This is a genomic window from Chryseobacterium shigense (assembly GCF_900156575.1).
In the GTDB taxonomy this organism is placed as follows: Bacteria; Bacteroidota; Bacteroidia; order Flavobacteriales; family Weeksellaceae; genus Chryseobacterium; species Chryseobacterium shigense.
This window is the reverse complement of record NZ_FTNY01000001.1, coordinates 1,061,019-1,082,320: the sequence shown is the minus strand read 5'-3', so window position 1 is coordinate 1,082,320 and position 21,302 is coordinate 1,061,019. Positions and strand designations below refer to the sequence as shown.

At 36.1% G+C, this 21,302-nt stretch carries 17 protein-coding genes and 1 pseudogene; 11 read left to right on the top strand and 7 right to left on the bottom strand.

Translation table 11 applies throughout. From position 1 onward, the window contains the following. Window positions 1–13: 13 nt before the first annotated feature. The 5 genes and pseudogenes from BW964_RS22890 to BW964_RS04770 all read left to right on the top strand — a co-directional run. Window positions 14–175: pseudogene (locus tag BW964_RS22890) on the top strand (PG0870-related protein); the annotation flags it as partial. 177 nt (window positions 176–352) lie between these two features. Beyond that, on the top strand, window positions 353–1,420 hold the full coding sequence (locus BW964_RS22675; RefSeq protein WP_185117108.1) for a DUF6965 family protein: 1,068 nt from the start codon (window positions 353–355) through the stop codon (window positions 1,418–1,420). Between the two features lie 3 nt (window positions 1,421–1,423). Beyond that, window positions 1,424–2,101, top strand: coding sequence for a hypothetical protein (locus BW964_RS04780; RefSeq protein ID WP_076505121.1), 678 nt, complete (start codon window positions 1,424–1,426; stop codon window positions 2,099–2,101). A 58-nt stretch (window positions 2,102–2,159) separates the two neighbouring features. Continuing rightward, window positions 2,160–2,711, top strand: a complete 552-nt coding sequence (locus tag BW964_RS04775; protein WP_123912029.1) for a hypothetical protein — start codon at window positions 2,160–2,162, stop codon at window positions 2,709–2,711. Between the two features lie 101 nt (window positions 2,712–2,812). Further along, the gene (locus BW964_RS04770) at window positions 2,813–3,466 is read left to right on the top strand and encodes an SHOCT domain-containing protein (RefSeq protein WP_076505118.1); all 654 of its coding nucleotides are present in this window, start codon (window positions 2,813–2,815) and stop codon (window positions 3,464–3,466) included. A 620-nt stretch (window positions 3,467–4,086) separates the two neighbouring features. Here the strand turns inward: BW964_RS04770 and BW964_RS04765 are convergent. The 3 genes from BW964_RS04765 to BW964_RS04760 all read right to left on the bottom strand — a co-directional run bounded on the left by BW964_RS04765 (window position 4,087) and on the right by BW964_RS04760 (window position 6,333). After that, window positions 4,087–4,905: a GLPGLI family protein gene (locus tag BW964_RS04765; protein ID WP_084175617.1), complete on the bottom strand. Its 819-nt coding sequence runs from the start codon at window positions 4,903–4,905 to the stop codon at window positions 4,087–4,089. A gap of 66 nt (window positions 4,906–4,971) precedes the next feature. Beyond that, window positions 4,972–5,232 (bottom strand): bacteriocin-like protein, encoded by a 261-nt coding sequence (locus BW964_RS22325; protein ID WP_123911909.1) that lies wholly within the window; start codon window positions 5,230–5,232, stop codon window positions 4,972–4,974. 402 nt (window positions 5,233–5,634) lie between these two features. Further along, entirely contained in the window at window positions 5,635–6,333 is a 699-nt protein-coding gene (locus BW964_RS04760) for a DUF1826 domain-containing protein (protein ID WP_076505116.1), read from the bottom strand. Window positions 6,334–6,591: 258 nt separating this feature from the next. Between BW964_RS04760 and BW964_RS04755 the strand changes: the two genes are divergently transcribed. After that, a complete protein-coding gene (locus tag BW964_RS04755; protein WP_076505115.1) occupies window positions 6,592–7,647 on the top strand; it encodes a serine hydrolase domain-containing protein in 1,056 nt (351 codons plus the stop codon). A 362-nt stretch (window positions 7,648–8,009) separates the two neighbouring features. After that, complete coding sequence (locus BW964_RS04750; RefSeq protein ID WP_139325909.1) at window positions 8,010–8,546, top strand: hypothetical protein; 537 nt, start codon at window positions 8,010–8,012, stop codon at window positions 8,544–8,546. 138 nt (window positions 8,547–8,684) lie between these two features. Here the strand turns inward: BW964_RS04750 and BW964_RS04745 are convergent, their stop codons facing one another. After that, window positions 8,685–9,041: a response regulator gene (locus tag BW964_RS04745; protein ID WP_076505111.1), complete on the bottom strand. Its 357-nt coding sequence runs from the start codon at window positions 9,039–9,041 to the stop codon at window positions 8,685–8,687. 311 nt (window positions 9,042–9,352) lie between these two features. Between BW964_RS04745 and BW964_RS04740 the strand changes: the two genes are divergently transcribed. From BW964_RS04740 to BW964_RS04725, 4 genes are all read left to right on the top strand, one after another. Then, complete coding sequence (locus BW964_RS04740) at window positions 9,353–10,471, top strand: helix-turn-helix domain-containing protein (RefSeq protein ID WP_228431909.1); 1,119 nt, start codon at window positions 9,353–9,355, stop codon at window positions 10,469–10,471. A 139-nt stretch (window positions 10,472–10,610) separates the two neighbouring features. Then, on the top strand, window positions 10,611–12,080 hold the full coding sequence (locus BW964_RS04735; protein ID WP_076505107.1) for a serine hydrolase domain-containing protein: 1,470 nt from the start codon (window positions 10,611–10,613) through the stop codon (window positions 12,078–12,080). Between the two features lie 198 nt (window positions 12,081–12,278). After that, window positions 12,279–13,253 carry an alpha/beta fold hydrolase gene (locus BW964_RS04730; protein WP_076505480.1) on the top strand — a complete coding sequence of 325 codons (975 nt, stop codon included), beginning with the start codon at window positions 12,279–12,281 and terminating at the stop codon, window positions 13,251–13,253. 139 nt (window positions 13,254–13,392) lie between these two features. Next, a complete protein-coding gene (locus tag BW964_RS04725; RefSeq protein ID WP_076505105.1) occupies window positions 13,393–14,880 on the top strand; it encodes a serine hydrolase in 1,488 nt (495 codons plus the stop codon). A 125-nt stretch (window positions 14,881–15,005) separates the two neighbouring features. Here the strand turns inward: BW964_RS04725 and BW964_RS04720 are convergent, their stop codons facing one another. From BW964_RS04720 to BW964_RS04715, 3 genes are all read right to left on the bottom strand, one after another. Next, complete coding sequence (locus tag BW964_RS04720) at window positions 15,006–15,203, bottom strand: hypothetical protein (protein WP_123911910.1); 198 nt, start codon at window positions 15,201–15,203, stop codon at window positions 15,006–15,008. A gap of 309 nt (window positions 15,204–15,512) precedes the next feature. Further along, window positions 15,513–15,644 (bottom strand): hypothetical protein, encoded by a 132-nt coding sequence (locus BW964_RS22805; RefSeq protein ID WP_262484532.1) that lies wholly within the window; start codon window positions 15,642–15,644, stop codon window positions 15,513–15,515. A gap of 74 nt (window positions 15,645–15,718) precedes the next feature. After that, a complete protein-coding gene (locus BW964_RS04715; RefSeq protein WP_076505102.1) occupies window positions 15,719–20,605 on the bottom strand; it encodes an RHS repeat-associated core domain-containing protein in 4,887 nt (1,628 codons plus the stop codon). Window positions 20,606–21,302: the final 697 nt, after the last annotated feature.

Sequence of the window (21,302 nt, the reverse complement as noted above, 5' to 3'; positions counted from 1 at the left end):
AAAAGGTAAGATTATGGAAACAGAGCACCGCTACAAATTAGATAAAAGCAGTAAAAAATACCATTGTCCGCAATGTTCCAAAAAAAGATTGGTAAGGTATTTTGATACTAAAAAGAATGAATATTTGCCCGAACAATACGGAAGATGTGACCGTGAAGCCGAATGCAGTTATCAACTTAATCCGTTTTCAGATGGTTATGCAAAAGCGATAAGCGAACAGGAGCAGGGCGAAAATTCAGAACTTCCAAAGTGGAAGCCACGACGGAAAGCAGAACAGCCAAAACCGAAACCGATTTATTTTGATTTTGAAACATTCAAAAAAACATTATCAAATTATGAGCAGAATGTTTTTGTGCAAAACTTAATTCAGAAAGTTGCTTTTCCTTTTGAAGTTGATGAGGTTACAAATGTTATTGAGTTGTACCGATTGGGAACGGTTGCCAATGGTTACAGAGCTGGAGCAATTACTTTTCCGTTTATTGATGTTCAAAATAACGTAAGAGCTATTCAGGTAAAGCAATTTAATGAAGCGAACCACACTAAAGGCACTGACTTTTTGCACTCAATAATTGAAAAGCATTACAATCGAAACAATACGCAATTGCCTGAATGGTTGGAAGCCTACACAAAGCAGGATAAAAAAGTTTCCTGTTTGTTTGGCGAACATCTTTTAAAAAAGTTTCCAACGAATCCAATTGCATTGGTAGAAGCACCAAAAACAGCCGTTTACGGAACTTTGTATTTCGGTTTGCCCGAATGTTCGGAAAATCTTATTTGGTTGGCAGTTTACAACAAAAGCAGTTTCTCAATTGATAAAATGGGAGTTTTGAAAGGTAGAAACATTTTTGTTTTCCCTGACTTATCAAAAGATGGCAATACGTTCAAAGAATGGGAAGCCAAAGCCAAAGATTTTGAAAAGCAATTGAAAGGAACAAGGTTTGTTTTTTCTGATTTGCTGGAGAAATTAGCCATTGATACTGATAGAAATGAGGGGAATGATTTTGCAGATATTTTGGCAAAACAGGATTGGCGTTTATTCAGAAAAGAAATTGAAAAAGAACCGCCAAAAGTTCAACTACAAACCGAATCAAAAAAAATGGAAATGGTTGTAATAGTTGATAAGATTGAGCCTATAAAAAGAGTAGTTCCAAAACAGTCTGCATTTCTAATGGAAAAAAATGAGCAGAAAAAATACGCTGAAATTTGGAGCAATGAGATTGCAGAAATTGAGCAGTTTTTTTCAAATACTACTTTCCCAAAAGAACCAATGAAGCTGAATGATTGCAGTACAATTTTAGATGTTTCAAAATTTATTCAATCCAATTTGAATGTGATAAAAGCTAATAATGGAAACAGGACGTTTTTGCCTTATCTCGAAAGATTACGACAATTAAAAAATATTTTAACATTAAATAATTAAAAGATGACTTCAAAAAAAAGTTTACAAAAGTTTACAACTTTTGAGCAAAAAAAAGATTTTATATTTCAGTTGAAAGAAATTAACAAAGAAGATTTGGAAATTCTTAATGATGATGAAAAAACAGAATTTTATCAATTGCTTACAGAAAGGTTTAATAAACTGAAAGGTGATGAGAATGCGGAATTTTTAAATCAAATTTGGAATATTACACCTGCAATAACGAGAAATATTATTTGGGAAAGCAATCAAAATACGATTACATCAACAATTTCGGGATTAATGCAGGATTACGGACGGATGCCTACCGCATCAGAAATAGCTATAAAATCAGAATTAAGTAGGCAGACTGTAACGAAACATCTAAAAGAATATGCTAAACAACCGCAATATAATGAGATTGTAGAGCAGTTTAAATTTATGACATCAAAAGTATTGGCAAAGGTTTTTAAGTTTGCAGTAAATGGAGATATGAGTGCCGCAAAATTATATTTTAATGTTGTGGGAGCATTGAATCAAAATAATCAAAACACCTTTATACAGAACAATAATAACTACATTCAGATAAACGGATTGATTTTTAATGATGAAAAACTAAAAACTTTAAAACCCGAACAATTGAAAACTATTGAAGCAATACTACTTTCCGAAGATTTGGAAATAATTGAGCAAAAAACAACATAATGCGGATTGCCGTAATGCGGTATTTTTAAATAAATGTACTTTTGAAAAAAAAAAGACTATGAAAAAAATATTTTTACTTTTTGTCCTAATTTCAGGATTCACTTTTGCGCAAATAGAAAACTTTGTTGTTGAAGGCTCTCAGGTATCGTGGCAAAAAGTTTATGAAACTGAGAAAAGCTTTGAAGAAATAATTGAAACCTTAAAAACTAGAAACAGTTTAATCATTAAGGAGAAAAATGAAAATTCAATTGAGGGAGAAATTTCTAACTTGATTATGGATTACAGGAAAGCTGGGCATACATACATGGGAACACCGATTATTTTAAATGAAACCAATAAATACAAAGGCTTTTTCAAAGTAGAATTTAAGGACGGGAAATATAGGGCAACAATTCGCAATGTTTCATCTGAGGGAATGACTGTAACTATGTATGGATCTGGCTTAGGTTTAGGCAGTAGATTAGACACTACACTTGAAAATATGGCTCTTAATAAAAAAGGTGAGATTAGAAAAGGTTTTCCAAAGGTCTCAGGCAAAATTATTGATGTAACTTTCAATAATCTATTTGATTTTACAAAGAACGAAGAAAATAAAAGAGATGAATGGTAAAATATAGATTAATATTTAAGGAAGTAAAATGAGTTAACCTACATTATAGTTAACTTTAGAAGAAAAATATTCAAACTTATTACATTTAAAAAACTAAAATTATGGAATCAAATTTATCGGACTTAGAAAAACTTGACGACTTAAGGCAAAAAGGAATTTTAACTGAAGCGGAATTTCAAACAAAAAAGACTCAAATTCTGAATCAATTTGGTGAAAATAAAATTAATCAAGCTAAACAAAGCAAAAAATTAAAAGATGAGAAAAATGCTAAAGGTTGTATGAAGTTTTTTTTAATAATCATATTAGTATTTTTTATTTTAGTATTTATTATAATTGTTTTTGGAGGGAATAATAAAAATTCAAAAACGGATTCAATTGTTGAAACTTCACAGTCATCAACTACAATAAATGAGATAGCAAAGCTGGAAAAAGAACTTGAAAATAATAAACTAACCAAAGTTCAAAGGGAAGAAATTGAAATTGAAATTAAAAGCATAAGGACGTTAGAATTTGCAGAGAAAAATATTTCTGCTTGGGATCGTTCTAATCCAAAATTAGTACATGCTATAAAAAAAACTATGAATAGTCCTGATAGCTTTGAACATATTGAGACTACTTTTGATTATAAAAAGAACAAGGTCGAAGCAACCATGACATTCAGAGGAAATAATGCTGTTGGTGGTACAGTCCTGAATGTTGTGAAAGGAATTTTTGATTACGATGGAAATCTACTTGAAATAAAAGATACTAAATAAAATATCTATTTATGATATGTAATGCGAGACTTAAATGCTCTCGCATTTTTTTTTGATGTTTTTTGTAATTAGAAATAAAATTTTTACGTGATTAGATATTTGTCGGGAAGTAATTAGATATTTTTAAATATCTCATCTTCCAATCTTGGTTATTTTGTGTTTTTTTATTAATTTTTGATTGGTTTTGTATCTCATTTGTACCTTTTATTTTTAACTATCTGATTTTTAGTGTAAATTACTTTTTGTATCGGGAAATAAATTCATTTTCTTTTGTTTGATTTACAGTAAATTAACATATTTTTATTTTCTTATTTAAGAGTTTGTTTTTAGTTTTGTTACTTAAAATTAAATTATGAAAAAGAACCGTTTTATAATCAAGGCCTATTTATTTATTTGAATTAGTCAATACTTAATCTGTTTTAAAGTTATTTAATTTGATTATAACTGTCAGATTAAGTATTGACTAATTCATTTTATGGTTGTGTTTTTCTGACTGACTGATTGATTCTAACATAGGTTTACAGTAAAAATAATCCCTCTTGAAATTAATCAAAAGGGATTTTTATGGATCCTTTAATTCTGTAGGAACAGACTTAAAGCTCAACTCAAAGAATTTTTCATTATTTTAATAAATCTAATTCTATAATATTGTTGTCTTGTTTCAACTCCTCAAGCGCTGTTTTTTCAAATTGGCGAAAAATTTCATTTCCAGAGTGAAAAACACCATTAGCATCTGTTTGGTCCGGAAAAGCACCAACTGAACCTGCCATTGGATTTTTTCTAAAATTTTTGAAAATTTTTACATATTTTGGATAAGTTACTTTCACATCTTTATAATTATTTACGTATGGATAATTAAAATCTCCTTTTGTTGCTTTTATTCCTTTAAGTTCAAAAATGTGGCTTTTGTGAAGATCCTCCATTTTAAGAATCAATCCTGGAAGCCCAAAAAATTTATATGGACCACTTTGTATCGGGATCTCTTTTGAAAACCATGCAATCCACTTTCTGCCTCCAAACTCTGTAGTTGCTTTTTGAACATTATACCCCAAAATATTATTAAACTCTGCAAGTATTTTCCATTTTAAATCTATATTCTGACTAACTGAATATCTATAAGGTTCAAGAGGTGTAATAAATTCAATTTTTTGAGTATTAATATTTCTAACTACTCTATCTTTATTCATTTTTATATTAGGGGGCATAGAAAAAATTCCTTTCTTTGAATCTGCATTCAATGTCGAGTCCGACTTATATTTTTCAAAACTATAGAATTCTGATTTATTGTTATCGATGTTCAAAACCATCATTTCTTTCTCAAAATTTTTCACGTTTGTTGAATCGCGAATAAATTTGTATTCATAGAAAAATTGTTTGTTTTGCCCAAAAACATTAATTGAGGTTAGAATAAGAATTATGAATCTAATTGTATTCATCATATTTTTTTATTTAAAACAAAAGGCTGTCAAATAATTATTTAACAGCCTCAATTATTTTAGTCTCTCTTAACAAGCTCTTAAAAAATAACCTGATGGACAATTGCTACCAGTACTACATCCACCGCAAGTATAGAGATTAGAACAACATTGATAAGTGCTTAGAGGCCCCTCTCCTGGATCTTCACAACCTATAGCTCCTCTTGATTGTTCACATTTAGTTCCTCCTGTTAGTTTTCTAAGGTCATTACGAGATAATTTTTTTAAATTCTTCATTGTATTATTAATTTGTATAATTAAGCTATAAATATATAAAATTAATTCAATCACTGTATAGGGAATTTTATTATGTTAATTCTTAGCGCAAGAGAATTTATCTCAAGTTTCGAGATCGGACTCCGATATAGTTAAAAAGAAAATAGAAGATGATTTAAGTATAACAAGAAAGTCTAATAAAGTCAAAAATAGAATAAAATTCAATGTGTATAAAGTATTATTTATAAAGCATTTTTCATTTCTTGTATCGGGGAAATAGATAATAAAAGACCCCACTGAACTTTAATCTTACTTGGAATAATATTATATTTTCTTCAGAATAGTTTAATTTTTCGTTGAAAACTGGCTTTACACCTTATTCCATATAGAAAGAATTAATGCTTAGTATTGACTATTTTGAAATTGGTAATGAGTCTGTATATCCGGAAGGGACAATTATCTTTTATTCATTGTTATTTAGCAAATCAAAAGGAGACGATACTCCCCATCATTTTCAACAGGCGCTCTGTGAACACAAGGTAAAACTTCTTGTGTTGGATGATCTACCGCCAGGCGCCAAAGATGTCCGTTTCCTAAATTGACAGGCTCTGCATTGGCTTTGGGCTGATAATGCAAATCAAAGAAATACTCTTTCAAAAAATCTTCAAATTCCTCTTCCGGACCGTCATGTAATTCTTTAAGTTTTTCACGGATTTCAGGGATCAAAATTTTTTGCTCAACCTGATCATTGGGGATGATATCACTGGCAGCACCGTAATAAGTACATAAAAAAGTATGGGTAGCCACAGGGGAGCGGTCTACATGATAAGAATAGACATCCGTGGAAATGAAATCCAGCTCTTCGTCCCGTTCGTAGCACTTCAATACATTGAGTGAAGGTAATGCTCCTGAATCTGTTAATAATTGTAAATCACTCAAGATCGTTTCCCTTGCCAGATCACCCTTTTCTGATAATTGTAGTGCCAGAAGATCTTCAGTAGAAATTTCCGTAACATTCTCTTTTAATTGAAGTTGTGACACAATTTCCTTAAAATCTCCAGCTAAACTTCTGTGCCAGCAAATGGCATTCATGGCTCCCTTAAAATGGGTATTGACCAGTTCAGAAAAAGAAGAAACCACTTCAATTTGTTGGTTGTCAGAAAATGTAGTGTTCATGTTTTTGGAAGAAATAATTGAGTTGCTTATGATTAGCAAAAATAGGGAATAGGGTAGAGAATCTGATCATAAAAATGAAGCAAGCTCTTATTTAGAGTCGCTACAAAAGAATTACGAGATATTTTTTAGAGCAGTAAATGGTTATTATTAACTATTTTAAGAACTGCCACAACCTTGTATATTTGATATATAGAACTCACCTTCAAACAGAAATTAAAAGAAGAGCAAAGAGTTTTCAACTGTCTGTAAATTAATTAAATGAAAACAATTTTAAATATCCTCTTTCTTTTCGTTTTTAGCTATTATGCTTTTGGGCAGACCCAGAAGACGGATCGGATGATAGAGGATTATGCAACTCAAAATCAATTTAATGGAACGGTGCTCGTACAGAAGGATTCAAAAATAATTTATCACAAAAGCTTTGGGATAGCTGAGCGTTCATTCAATTCACCGGTAACCAATCATACCCAATATCAGGTCTGTTCTATAACGAAAACATTTACGGCTGTTCTTATTCTTCAGCTTGTTGAGCAAGGGAAAATTGACCTGAATAAAAAAATATTGGATTATTTGCCGGACTATAAAGGGGAGGGTGGTCCTAAAGTAAGTATCCATCAGTTGCTGAACCATACATCCGGAATGAAAAATACGGATACAGCCAGAGATGAAAATTTTTTAAAATATGGAATGGGCTTTTATCACACGCCTTATCCATTAAAAGAAATAGTTAATCAATTTTGTTCAAATGCTCTGGTCAATGAACCAGGAACAAAATTCGATTACAACAATGGAGAATACATGATTTTGGGTAGGATTTTAGAAGTGATTGAAAAAATGACATTTGAGGAAATCTTAAATAAGCAGATTCTGATTCCTCTGGAAATGCACAATTCAGGATTACTGTCTCATTATAAATTGATAAAAAATCTTGCTACTCCCTATTATAAGGATAAAAGTCTGGATCATTTGATCCCCAATATTCCTGTTTTTATAGAAGATTTTTCCGCAGCCGGTGCCATGTATTCCTGTACCACTGATCTGATTAAATTCAATAATGCCTTATTTGGTTTTAAACTGATCAAAAAAGAAACGTTGGATAAGCTGCTAACTCCGGGGCTGGATCAATACGGGTATAGTGTCTGGATCCGGGATGCCCATCAATACAAAAGAATGGAACGGTACGGTAGAATAGCGGGAGCCAATGCTGCCTGGTTTCACTATTTAAACAAGGATTTGAGCATTATTATATTATCGAATACTAATCTGACTAATCTGGGAGATTATGCATCCAAAATCGGAAAAGCAATTCTTTGATCTGAAGCCCTGAAATTATAAGGTGGATTCCAGTTTAATGTTCCAGACTTTTCCAGATCTAAGAGTCCTTAAAAATAGGAATTCATATCCCATATAATAAATCCCCTAATTCCTCCCATGAAATTTCACCTCCTTATGCTGCTTTGCAGTTTGCATTGAAACTTATTTGTACAGGCTCAATCTTAGCCAGCATTTACAAAAGAAGATATCGTTTTTACCAGTAATCAGGTCAGTTTAGAAGGTACTATTTATAAGCCTGTGTATCTGTATGCTTAGATTTTACTTGTGTTTTATTGATTTGATTAAATTTAATATCTTTATTTGTTGAATTAATTAAAAATTTAAAAACAGTTCTTATGCAGATGAAATCATTCACATTAATTATCACCGTACTTTTTCAATTATTAAGTCTGACTGCATTTTCTCAGAAAACAGCGGGTCTCAATTCATTACTGGACAAAAATTCTGAATTTATTTTTCCACAGACTCCGGATAAAATGTCGAGTGCTTTAAAGACAAAAACCGTTTTTTATGAAGATGCTAATGACGAAAAATATGCTAAATGGATTACACAATCAGGTCTGGAACTGTATAGCAGCCTCGGAAATAAAAATATCATTAACGAGATGTCTTTCGATATCGCAGACAATAAATCTGTAATCGTTGAAGGGTTGCCTTTTGGTCTGGCCATGAACAAAACAACGCTTCAGGAAAGCAAGGCCAAGTTCAGTAAATACGGAGCTGATACAGAAAAACTTGGCGATGGTACTGAATTTCCCGGCGGCTCAAAACTGTCCTTCAAAAAAGGGAAGCATTATACCTACCTGTTTTTTGACAACAAGAATCTTTTAAAATCTTTATACCTTACCACTCAGCTTATTGATCCTGCTGCCAATTAATTGACAGGTCAGATTTTCTCAGGAGGCGGGTAAGTCAAAAAAGATCTGCATTTATAAAACGTAAACAATACAATATCAAAATAAAAAATGAAGAACCGTAATAATGATGTTCTTCATTTTTCATTTTTAAAAGATTGATCAGGCATTATTTTTAACAACGTCGATCATATGATCGATGTCAAATGGTTTTTCGATGTAGTCATCTGCTTTACATTCTTTTGCTTCATGAGCCACATTAAATGATGTAGAAGTTAGGACGGCAGAAACATCTTCCGTCTGAGGATCACCCTTTAATTCTTCAATTACCTTTGATCCCTTCTTATCTCCCCGGATGTGATCATCTACAATAACTATATCGGGTTCGATTTCGTCGATTTTTTCTATAGGCTCGGTGGTTAATGATGAAGTAACATCGAATCCTTCATCCTCCAATACCTGATCCATTATTTCCAGGATATCTTCATTATCCTGAATAAGGACAACCTTTTTCTTCATATGTTTTTTTAATAGTAATATAAATATAGGAAAACTTTGATAAGTACCTCATGTATTTGACAGACAATTGTATGATTGCTCTGTAGAAAAAGATTCATAATTTTCCAAAACAATGAGCTGCCTGTAGAGAGGCTACTACACTCGTTTGTAGTATTAACCTCAGAGGCAGCTTTTTCATGGTAAAAGAGAAAACAACTCCTGTCTAATTTCTATATTTGTACAGTTCGGTTACGAAACATAAAAACGCGGTTACCTGTCAACTGAATCAAAACGATCAAAACGAATAAAGAATGGATAAAATTAATTTGTTAATGATAACAACTGTCATCTCCCTGTTCATTTCATTATTTCTAGCCTTGTTTTTATTGACAGTCAGAACAAAACACAGGGTAAGTAACTCTCTTTTTGCCCTCTTTCTCATCATTACCGCAATAGATACCGGTGAACCATTATTCAGCTTAATCACTGATCGTCCTTCAAATCTGGGAATGATAAGAAATACCCTGGCTTTTTTGCAAATTCCTGTTTTTTATCTTTATGTATTGTCGGTCTGTTATTCTGATTTTAAAGTGAGATCCAAAGATGTAGTCCATCTGATCCCTTTTCTGATGGCGAATGCAGTGTTGCTCCCCCGTTTTTATCTGGTAGGTCCCTTATCAAAAATTGACTTTATTATCCATCGTAAAAGTATGATAGAACTGCAGTTTAATCATATTCTTTTTCATATTCAGACCGTTGTTTATATTGTTGCTGTTTTTGTCCTGTTAAGAAAAGCGAAAAAACTATATGTTGAAAACTATGCAGGGACAAGCATTAACTCCTATCACTGGCTGTTTCAGTTTACAGTGGTAATGGCTGTTTTATATCTGATAGTCATTTTCAAGAATATTTTTAAATTTTCGGATTATCCCTATATCTCTGAATGGATAAAAATTGCGATTCTCTTATTTCAGCTGTTTATTGTTTGCTGGTATCTGTTTAAAGCATTAAACAATCCCGGCTTGTTCAGAAATATTGATTCCAAATTAAAACTGGTTTCCGATATTGTTTTAGAAGAAAAGGAGAATCAGCCCGCAGTTGTCAATGAAGAACTAACAAAATTGAAGAAGTATATGGAGGAGGAAAAACCTTTTCTCAATCCTTCTCTGACCATTCAGGATCTATCGGCTGATATTGAAATTCCTGCCAGAGAATTATCTGTTTTAATTAATCATCAGCTGGGACAACACTTTTATGATTTCATTAATACTTACAGGATAGAGAACGCAATGCATATTTTGAAAGATACTGCAAAAAGTAAAGTTACCGTTCTTGAAATTTTATATGAAGTTGGTTTTAACTCAAAATCTTCTTTCAATACAGCTTTTAAAAAGCACACTGGTTTTACACCAACGGACTATCGCAAAGGTTTATCAAACAGTGTTTTGTAAATATTCGAACGTGTTTTTATAAGAACTCATACTTATTTTTTATAAAGAATTCGTCCGACTTCCTGTACTCGGTCGCATAGTTTTACTTTCTCCTGCATATTTGTATCGAAATAATTTTTAAACATAAAAAAACGATACAATGAAAAGTTTTATTTATTCACTGGCTTTTATAGGAGTAATGTTGAGCTGCTTAACGGGTAACAAGCTATGGTCGCAAAAAAAAGATTATAGATTTCTTACGGATAGTTTGCGTATTGAACAGCAATTGGAACAATATAAACTTCCCGGATTTAGTCTGGTGGTTTTTGAAAACTATCAGATCATCTATTCAAGGCAATTTGGCGTGAAATCAGTAAATTCTGCCGAAAAAATAGATGCTAACACGGCGTTTTCTACCGCATCAATTTCAAAACCTGTCACCGCCCTTCTTTGTCATATTCTTGAAGAAAAGGGATTGATCAATTTGGATGAACCTATAGATCAATCTCTAAAAAGATGGCATTTACCCAAAAGTAAATTTACAGAAAACAACAGTCCCACATGGAGGCAATTTCTCAATCATACTGCCGGTACAAGTCAGAGTGGATTTGCAGACTACTATGAGGGAGATTCCATTCCCACCATCAAACAAAGTCTTCTGGGACAGATCCCGAGATACGATAAAGAGATCGAATTCCTGTTTACACCGGGAACCAATTGGGAATACAGTGGAGGAGGTTATGTGATTATTCAAATGGCTTTGGAAGACACCTTTAATCAATCGATAGCTGAACTCGCTGCCGAAAATATCTTTTTGCCCCTTGGCATGGAAAATACAACCATGATACAGCCCAACGAAAATGGATTTCCTGCCAATGTTGCTCTTGTTCATGATAAAGATGGAAAAGTGATCCAAACAGGGATACCGATCACTCCACAAGTTGGAGCATCAGGAATGTGGTCTACGCCTGCTGATTTAGCCAAACTTTCGATTGAGATACAAAATGCCCTGCGTAACAAGAACAATAAAGTAATTTCTCATCGTGTGGCTAAAAAAGTAACGGAAGTCACTGCGTTGAAAAATGCTGTTGGAGGATGGGGGTACGGATGGCAAAAGTCTTTTGGATACAACAACTATGACTGGTTTTCATGTAACGGTTCCAATACAGGAGTAGGGGGAAGTGTTTTCGCTACGATGACCGATGGGAATGGTTTTGTATTTCTTGCTAATGGAGAAAAACCTAACCGTATTCCTGTGATGATCCAAACCCTGAGAAAGGTGATCACCCTTATGAACTGGGACAAAAAATCAGATCACCCGGAAATTCAGGAAATGCCTTTAAGTTTAAAAAAACAACTGATCGGAACATACGATGATTTCCTTTACGGACAGAAGATGGACACCAAAATAATAGAAAAAAATAACCGCCTGTATGTTCAATCTGAGTTATTGGAACATTTTAAAGGAAAAAATGACAATGAATTGCTCTATCTCAAAGACGGATCATTTAAAATTGTAGATTATCCTAATCTGCTATACTTTGAATTCAGTGATGGAAAACCCAATGCAGTGACCTTAACAAGAGGCCGCCTGAGTACTAAAATAGATGTCATTCATAAAGAAAAATAATTGATAGCGGACATTCGTTGAAACGAAAAGGTAGATCAGTTGGTGTTATTTTTCAACCTGTTGATGGTTATTTTTAATCATTTTCTGATCACCTCTGAGGTTGTATATTTGGAACTTTCAAGTGATGAAATTCACGAATGATTATTTCTGATGGGTAACAGTATCTGCAGAAAATCAACCAGATCAACTCTGTTAGCTATGAAAAATTTAATTTTTATCTTATTGTTTGTCTTTTCATTTGTTCCAGTAAAATGCCACGTTGTATTCCATAGAGACCTAAAGCCGATAGACACCGTTGAGGTGGTAGAGATCGGAGGGATAAAGCAGTTTGTTAAAATTCAGGGGGCAGACCGGACGAAACCCATCATGCTGTTTCTTCACGGGGGACCGGGATCTTCATTAATTCCGGTAGCAGATGCCTTTACCTCCCAGCTCAAAGAACATTTTGTGGTGGTCCAGTGGGATCAGAGGGAAACCGGTGAAACATTAAAGCTGAACAGCTCACCTGTGCCCCTGTCGCTGGACTTATTTCAAAAAGATGCCAGCCAGTTGGTACACTATCTTTTGCAAAAATACAACAGGAAAAAACTGTTCTTAGTTTCTCATTCTTTTGGCTCTATGATAGGGTTTGACCTGGCAGAGAAACATCCGGATTTACTGTATGCTTATGTTTGCATCAGTGGAATCATAGATCAAAGAAAAAGCGAGAGGCTTACGATGGATATGCTGAATAAATGGGCAAAGAAAACCGGAAATCATCCGGCAGAAAAAGAGCTGTCTCTTGTACATTTACCATTCGAGAGTGGGGAAGACCTGTATTATTCTCAAAAATGGCTTTTTATCCATAACGGTGCTGAATTTGCAAGCAAACACGATTTTAGTGAAAAGTACCATCAGTGGTTGTCGGTATGGTTTCCTATGTGGAAAAATTCAGTAATAAAAAATTTATTTACCTCTTTACCTGCATTGCAATGTCCGGTATATTTTATAGAAGGGATTGGTGACCAGCAGAAATCTCATTATATCGTAAAGGAGTATTATGATTTTATAAAAGCACCGAAAAAAAACTTTTTTTGGTTTAAAAAATCAGGACATACGATTTTCAACAGTGAACCGGAAAAACTTCAGCAGACCATGATAAAGAAAATACTGCCCAAAACATTTCCAAATTAGAAATGGGCATTGAAAAAACAGGTGAGGATGCTCTGTTCTCTAAACCAGATTTGATTACAATGTAATAAACTGCTTTCCCTGGTTGTCTTGTAATAGGACGGATTTTATAATTGCCGTGTCTATAAAATTGAAGATAACCATGACTAAAATTTTTGTAATCTTACTGACAGTGTTCTTGGCCCTTAGCGTTTCAGGGCAGGAATTAAATACTTTCTTTTCCTCACTTTCTAAAAATAATATGTTTAATGGGAGTGCAGTTGTTTCTCAAGCAGGAAAAGATACCTTTTCTGGTGAGTACGGATTTTCCAATATAGAAAAGAAAGAAAAAATAAATGGGCAGTCTCGATTTCCCATTGCTTCCATCACAAAAACGTTCACGTCAACAGCAATATTGCAACTGAAGCAGAAAGGAAAACTTAAAATTGAAGATCCTGTTCAAAAATACCTTCCGGATTTTCCTTATTCCAATATCAGTATCAGGCATTTGCTCAGCAATACTTCCGGATTGGCACAGGAATATAATTTATTTGACAGGATTATCAAAGAACAGCCGGAAAAAGTAATTTCCAATCATGATATTATCCCAACGTTCATTCGTTTCAAAACACCACTGGCATTCGTGCCCGGAAGTAAATGGGATTACAATAATATTAACTTTTGTATCGCTGCCATGATTATCGAGAAAGTATCAGGAATGAGCTATCGCGCTTATCTGAAAGAAAATATTTTCGGCCCTGCAAAAATGAACAACTCCCTGGTTCCGGAAAACCGGAAAACTAAAGAAACCAATCAGGTTGAACTCTACACTTATCCTAATCTGTATTCGACAGATCTTGTTAATGTCAATACTTTAAAAGAAGCATTTCCAATCTATGCAAAAAGCAATTTTTATGGAAATGGGGGGATTGTAAGTACAGCCTCAGACCTGCAAAAATATCAGAATGCCTTATTTACCTATCAGATTTTAGGCAGGAAAGAATTGGAGGAAGCTTTAACTGCCACCTTTCTTAACGATGGAAAAAAAGTAACCTACACGATAGAGGGAAAAGAAATTAGCTACGGACTAGGCTGGGGAATGTATACCGATGAAAGTAATGGCAAAATAGTTTTTCACGATGGATCTATCACAGGACTTACCAGTATCCTGATCCATAATATCACCAAAAATCAGACGGTGATCCTTCTTTCCAGCATAGGTAACAGCCCTGTTTTTTCTACCTCCAATGCTGTGTTTCAATTGATTGATCATCAGTCTTATACCATGCCTGTACAAAATCTATCAAGAATGTATGGCAGTTTACTTGACAAAGGAAGTCAGGATAAAGCCAATCAGCTGATTCAGGAATATTTGAAAGATACAGACCGTTACGAGGCAACAGAAAGAGACTTTAACAGATTAGGATATCAGTTTCTACGACTTCAGAAATGTGAAAATTCTTTACAGACCTTCCATGCAGCTTCATTGGTTTTTCCAAAGAGCTGGAATGTTTATGACAGCTATGGTGAGGCACTGCTTCAATGTGGTAAAAAAGAAGAAGCCCTTACAATGTATCAGAAATCTCTTGAATTAAATCCGGAAAATACGAATGCGAAGGAAATGATGAGGAAAAATGCAACGAATCTCTAAGACATCATGTATTGCCAGATCCGGGATAGAAGCTCTTTTTTGACCATGCTTAGATTGGGGTAAACAAAAAGACTGCCTTTTGGGACAGCCTCAACTCAACATATACTTAGTAAAAGATAATTAAATTAATGATGTTTTCCATATCGGTTTCCTGTTTTTGCATTTTTGTAAGTACCTCCTTTGTGAGAACTTCCCTTTCCGCTTTTATAGGTTCCGCTATGGCTTGAGGAATGTCTTTTACCTGAATATCTTTTCTGGGCACTGAAATTTTGAAAAGAGATGAACAGTAATGTTAAAGTAATAAGTGCGATCAGTTTTTTCATAGGACCATATATTTTTAAATGAGACATCATAGTACCTGTTGTGTACTTGGTTTTTGTATTTAAATAATTTAATATCAATTTTTTGTAGGGATAAAAATCTCAGGCTTTGCTCAGAACCACATCTTCTTTCAAAACAGCATGTTATTAAGGGTGTCACACTGAGCGAAGCCGGAGTGTATAAGATCAAAAAGTATTTTTTTCTTTCTATTGAATAAAATGACAGGTTAATCTTTCTATTGCTCTTCCTGAAGTAAAAGTAATTGACTTTTAGTAATCAACCTTACGGATATCCGTAACTTGATATCACTCCTATAAAAAACCGTCTCCTATATGGGCAGGAGACGGTTGCATTGTTTTAGAGATGATATACTGATCTGCTGTAAATAGTATATGAGCAGCAATATATCCGGAATGATGCGAGCTGATGAATAATGCTGTCATGAGCTCTGCCGGACTTTTACAAGCTGTAAAACCTTAATTTTAATGTTTTACAGGTGTATTTTGATCCCAACATTTTACCGGTGAACTTTCCAGGTTCTTCTTCCTGTGATAGGAGCCCTTCCCCCTTGCAGGGAATTTCTTGCTGGCTTTTGATTAACATTTCCAGGGTCAACCGCAAAATTGATATCGAGATTAACGCCCAGGCCTCCGGCATTTCCTCCTGCTCTTATATATTCAATCAATTCATCAGAAAGTTCTATTGAATCATTTCTCTCAATGACCCCAAAATCATCGAGTAAATTCATGGTGAAAGCTTCGCCATGCAGCAGCCCTTCCCCGATATCAAACGCAGTCCCTGCTATTTTCTTCGCCCTTTTCTTTTTACTGATCGTGCCTTTAGCGCCTGCTAAGGTTGTTCTTACTCGTGAAGCGGATGACCTTGCAGCCATTCGTACAATTCCCTTGAATATGCCTATCCCGCCAGCAAGCAGCCCTTCCACATAGGTTAAAACTTTGCTAACTCTTTCATCGGGGACCACTATATTGACGATCGATAAGGTGTCGCTCATCACAGAAAGCGTATTATTAACCTTTGAGAGAGTGCTTACCTTTGGCTTGCCTGCTTTGCTTGCCGCTTTTGACATGACCTTTGCCATACTTTTTGCTTTCCTGCCGACACGGAATATCCGGGAAAGAAACCTTCCGATCACGGCAACTCCCTTGACTACTATTCCAATTCCTCCGACCAGGGTTAGGGCCAGGCTTACTGCGGCAACCGTTACAGTGACAATATCTCCGGTAGACATATGCCCTGAAGGATCACTGCTGTTAATCGGGTCACCGTTTGCGTAGATGTAAGGATTGATCCCTCCTGCTCCAAAAGGGCTCCAGCTGTCAGGAGTATGAAAACGCATCAGGATAGGATTGTACACCCGGTAGCCATTGCCCAGAAAGTACCATCCTGTCACCGGATCTACGATAGCACCAATAAAACCGGGTAGTAAGGAAGCTTGGTGCCTGTAGCCATAAGGAGTATAGGCGAAAACTGTTTGGTTATTGTGGGTAATATCAACACGTAAGGTATCATCAATATCGTTGCCAAATAATGTGGTTGTAGGTACATGAATGTTTTGTCCTACTATATTACTGGTTTGTCCTATCCTTTGTTCTGCTCCGTTAATGTAACTGATAAAATTGTCTCCAAACTGCATATTGCTTAGCTCACCAAGCGTATATAAACGTCTGTTAATTACTCCATTAGCCTGTTGCTCAATCAGGTTACCCTGGGCATCATAGAAATAAGTACATAATTCGGTCCCATCCGGATTATTCACCCGGATCAGTTGATCAAGGTTATTGTAGATCAGTTGTTGCCCCTTTTCGTCCCGTATGAGCCTTCCGTTGGCGTCATATTCCAGGGTAATGGGGTTGGAATTACCTGTGGTAATACTTACCAGCTGCGTAGGATCGGTTGAATCATAGGTATAGGTAGTGGTTTCATCGGGACCATTATTATATTGAGTGATCAGTGTTGTAATATTTCCCCATTGATCATAACTGAAATTCTGCCTCCAGAATGATCTGCCGGTATGATCTGTTGGCCGTAGAGTTCCCTGTGTATGATACACGGTTAGTCTTGAATTGCGATCGTACTCGAAAAACTGCGTCAATACACCGCTTCCTCCTTGGGTAGTATTTCTTCGGACGATCTGGTTATTCCGGTTGTAAAAGGTGTTCACTTGCATAGGAGCATTAGGTAAGAAGGAAAATATCCTTACGTTTTCTCTTAAAAAATCATCATATACGAATTGGATCGTCGTTTCTCGACCTGTATCAGAATTCAAAGAACGGATATGGCTTAAATTTTCCGAAGTACCGTCGTAGGTATAAGTAGTCGTTACGCGCCTCTTGGTGGTGCGGATCAGACGGGGAAGTGCCGGATCATAAAAGTAACCTTCAATATTAGCATGGGGATCTTGAATGGACTGCAGCATACCGCTGCTGGAATATTGGTGTGTGGCAGAGCGGGTAAATCCTTGGGAGCGGGCAGTTTCCTGGATATGGTTCTGATCACGATCATAGCTATAGGATGTCGTCTGATTATCATTTTGTGCCTGCTCCATTGTCGAAAGCACGTTATCATAAGAGATGGTATGATCAGCCATGCCTGCTGTTTGTATTCGGGTAAGAGCATCCTGCAGAAAGCGGTTGTACGTCATCTCCCGTACGCTTCCATCCGGGGCTGTAATGCGTGTGGGTTTAGAATCACCTGGACGGGCATAGTTAAACTGGGTAGTTCTTCCTCCCACCGTACTGCGGATCACCCGGCCCAGTCCGTCATATTGCAGCGATCCAAAAAGAATATTGTTAACCGATATTGACTCAATGTAATTTTCGTAGCTGAATCCAGCATAGATCATGGCAATAGAAGTTCCGTCCGGCATTATTTTAGAAGTAATCCGGTCAAATTCATCATATCCAAAGCGGGTGGTATTTCCTTCGGCATCTGTTTCTGAGATTATTCTTCCAAATCCATCATAAGTGGCTGTTTCCACACTATATATTCCGCCTGGTGGGTTGGTGTTGAATATGAACTCGACTCTTTCTTCTTCTCCAAACCGGTTCAGATGGGACCGATGGCTTCCTCTGTTCCAGATATTTGTCAAGACGGTATTGGCAATAGGATTATGTTCATAGACAGTTCTCCTGCCTAGTTGAGGTTGCACATCTGCTACGTTCCCCCATCCATCATAGCTATAGCCTGTCCGGTTCGATACAATCCGGTCACTAGAAGCCCCTGAATCTCTTACACGGGTGCGTTCAATTTCTGAAGTCATCTGGCTCAGTTCGTTATACTCTATGCTCCGGTGTTCCAGCCAGTCTTGGCTGGGGTCATTATTCATGAGTTGGTGAACTCGTATCAAACGGCTCATTCCGTCATACTCCTCCTGATACCTTTGCCCTGTGGGCTCTATTGTTAGTTCTACAAAGGTTCTCGCTCTAAACTCCAAAATAAATACACGCCTGGTTTCACGTCCTCCCTCAAGTTCAAGAATTTCGGCACTCATATGGCCCAATGCATCATATTCAAACCGTTTACGGACTCCGGCAACATCAGTAAAGGAAACCTCGTTACCCGTATGCAAATTTCTGGCAGAAATTTCCGTTGTGGCTGTCCTGTCAAATCCTGTGGTGGTAGTCGTTGTTATTCTATTCCCATCTTGATCTCTATAGTGATATTGCTTTTGAGTAGTAAAATTATTGATCGTATGATTTTCGGATAGTATCAGTCCTGCCCAGCTATTTGCCCCGTTAAGATACGTATAGTTGGTCACTGATATCCCATTGATTCTTTCAGTCACTCTGGCTATGAAACGGTGATTTACATTAGGAGCACCAGGAAAACTTTCATAAGTATAGGCAATGACCTTATCCGGAGCTACCGGGGTAATCCCTCCCGCAGGGCTCACCCTGAGTTCCCGTAAAAACCGTGAAAATCGTAAAGGATCAGCCGGACATTGGCCCGGAGTACCCGCTGCGGGAAAATAAGCATACCTTTTGGTAACGCCAGAAGAATCTGTACTCGAAAGAACATTGCCAAAGTTGTCCGTTTCCATCAATTCTGTTTCCGTACGTTCCGTTCCGCTTCGCAAATCCCGGAAAGTGACTTGTGAACTTCTGGGGAACTGTAGGTTACCCGGTTGTCCAAAGAAATTGACACCGGTAATTTCATTGTAATCCAGGCGTTTAGTGGTTCTACAGATTCCTCTGGTGGTGACTTCGTTTGTCAGAAGATGGAAACGGTTGTAGGTTCGATGAATAGCCTCAAGAATAATGTTATTGCTGGTGGTCAATGTTTCCGTAGATTCATAATTATAGGTAGTGGTTCTTAGATAAAGATTATCGGTCCCCGATTGATGTTGAGCGTTCCTGTCAAATCCCATGAAATTATTCGTGCTGTAGCTGTACCTTTTTTGGATGACGCGGTGATTAGCAGGCCCGCCGGGCCATATTTCGTGCTGAGAAACTGCGGGGATAAAATCATTATTTGAAACCTGATGCCCTTGATTGTGATAAGATATATTTTCATGAGAGCCTAAAGGATTTTCATACCGTGAGATTAAACAATATGATGCACTTTGAGATCGACTTTGAAACCGAAACACATATTGAAAATAATGGCCTCGTTGCTGCAAATCTACATGAGGAGAAGGAAGACTAATCCGCTGTATGATAGATCCAAAGTCATGACCGCCATTACGATAACTAATTATTACTGTAGCAAATCCGTTTTCTATGGGGTATCTGTAGTTTGTTATCCGATGCCGTCCATCTACAACAGCACTTAAATAGACTTGGCCATAAATATTAGAGGTAATTTCCATTAAAACATAACGATTCGCATGCCATCTAATGGTAAAAAATTCTCCGTTGGGAAAACGAATCTGTGTACATCTGAATTTAATTGCAAGAGGATCTCGACCACTCCAATATTCTATATAGCTGTCAAGGGTTTCTACGATTCCATTTTTATACCATATTTCAAAGCGGGTTGGTGATATTCTTCTGACTCTTATATTTTCTATTTTATTATCCCTCAGTATGGCGTCCTCGTTAATGGCAGGTCTGCCCTCAATTTCAAAGCTCGTCCCATTATGAAGGTTTACGCTTGTTGGGCGGTTAACATCATGATTCTCTATTTCTATTGTAGAAAGGTTTAGTTTCCAGCCATGACCGAAACCTTCTTCATGTCGTTCTGCTACTCGGCCGATGGCAGTAGGATCGATTCCAGGACTCAGTGGATCATAGGAAAGAGTAACGGTTACGCCGTCATGGTCCATATTGTAAGGAGTTAGGCTAACCAGATCTACACTGCAGGAAAACTGTCCGGTGCGCGGATCAACTCCTGCGTTCATGCTTGAATCAAAATTAAATGCATTGGAATGAATTCTGTTTGACATCATTAAAATTTTTAAGGTGAATTGAGGCTTACGCAGCCCTCCGGTAGGAAATCAATACAAACAGGTCAGCGATCCCGTAAGGATGATCTGCTCCGATGGTATGATGTAAAGCCTGTATAATTAAGTATAATGTTCATAGGAAACCTTTACTCAAAATAAAGGTTTCTTCCGGCCGGGTATACAATGCGATCAGCATCACCCGGTGGTACGGTCTCGGTGCTCCTGGTGCTTTCTGTTGTGAGAAAATCCTACGCATTGGATAATTCCTATGCATGGGAACCCTGCATTCCGTAGACGGGAAATGCAGCATAAGCATTTCTGACGATCATGATATAATTGGAGGAGCATTAATATGATTGGAGCCTGTTCTGAGATCTCTGGCCAACGGGGTCGCATCGGTTTTTATTCGTGTTTTAGATACGGAAAAGAGAAGGAGCCTACATTCAGAATAAGGATCGGTTTTTTGAGTGAAATGCATAGTGATATATTTTTTTAGTGTTCTTAAGAGGGATTATCGGTTTTCGGCTCATTCCCTGTGTTGCCGGTTGAATAATAATCTACGGTTTGGGATACTTTTTTGGGGTTATTATGAATAATTTTAAGATGATGGGAACAACAGGTAAATTATAATATTTGTTTCAATCCCTAATTGTGCAATAATTCATTCATTTATTAAGTTGGAGTATATTTTATTTTA

Excerpts from the sequence above, each read along its gene's own strand:
- BW964_RS04780 (WP_076505121.1), top strand. The coding sequence starts at position 1,424 with ATGACTTCAAAAAAAAGTTTACAAAAGTTTACAACTTTTGAGCAAAAA.
- BW964_RS04775 (WP_123912029.1), top strand. The coding sequence starts at position 2,160 with ATGAAAAAAATATTTTTACTTTTTGTCCTAATTTCAGGATTCACTTTT.
- BW964_RS04770 (WP_076505118.1), top strand. The coding sequence starts at position 2,813 with ATGGAATCAAATTTATCGGACTTAGAAAAACTTGACGACTTAAGGCAA.
- BW964_RS04765 (WP_084175617.1), bottom strand. The coding sequence starts at position 4,905 with ATGATGAATACAATTAGATTCATAATTCTTATTCTAACCTCAATTAAT.
- BW964_RS04760 (WP_076505116.1), bottom strand. The coding sequence starts at position 6,333 with ATGAACACTACATTTTCTGACAACCAACAAATTGAAGTGGTTTCTTCT.
- BW964_RS04755 (WP_076505115.1), top strand. The coding sequence starts at position 6,592 with ATGAAAACAATTTTAAATATCCTCTTTCTTTTCGTTTTTAGCTATTAT.
- BW964_RS04750 (WP_139325909.1), top strand. The coding sequence starts at position 8,010 with ATGAAATCATTCACATTAATTATCACCGTACTTTTTCAATTATTAAGT.
- BW964_RS04745 (WP_076505111.1), bottom strand. The coding sequence starts at position 9,041 with ATGAAGAAAAAGGTTGTCCTTATTCAGGATAATGAAGATATCCTGGAA.
- BW964_RS04740 (WP_228431909.1), top strand. The coding sequence starts at position 9,353 with ATGATAACAACTGTCATCTCCCTGTTCATTTCATTATTTCTAGCCTTG.
- BW964_RS04735 (WP_076505107.1), top strand. The coding sequence starts at position 10,611 with ATGAAAAGTTTTATTTATTCACTGGCTTTTATAGGAGTAATGTTGAGC.
- BW964_RS04730 (WP_076505480.1), top strand. The coding sequence starts at position 12,279 with ATGAAAAATTTAATTTTTATCTTATTGTTTGTCTTTTCATTTGTTCCA.
- BW964_RS04725 (WP_076505105.1), top strand. The coding sequence starts at position 13,393 with ATGACTAAAATTTTTGTAATCTTACTGACAGTGTTCTTGGCCCTTAGC.
- BW964_RS04720 (WP_123911910.1), bottom strand. The coding sequence starts at position 15,203 with ATGAAAAAACTGATCGCACTTATTACTTTAACATTACTGTTCATCTCT.
- BW964_RS22805 (WP_262484532.1), bottom strand. The coding sequence starts at position 15,644 with ATGACAGCATTATTCATCAGCTCGCATCATTCCGGATATATTGCTGCT.
- BW964_RS04715 (WP_076505102.1), bottom strand. The coding sequence starts at position 20,605 with ATGTCAAACAGAATTCATTCCAATGCATTTAATTTTGATTCAAGCATG.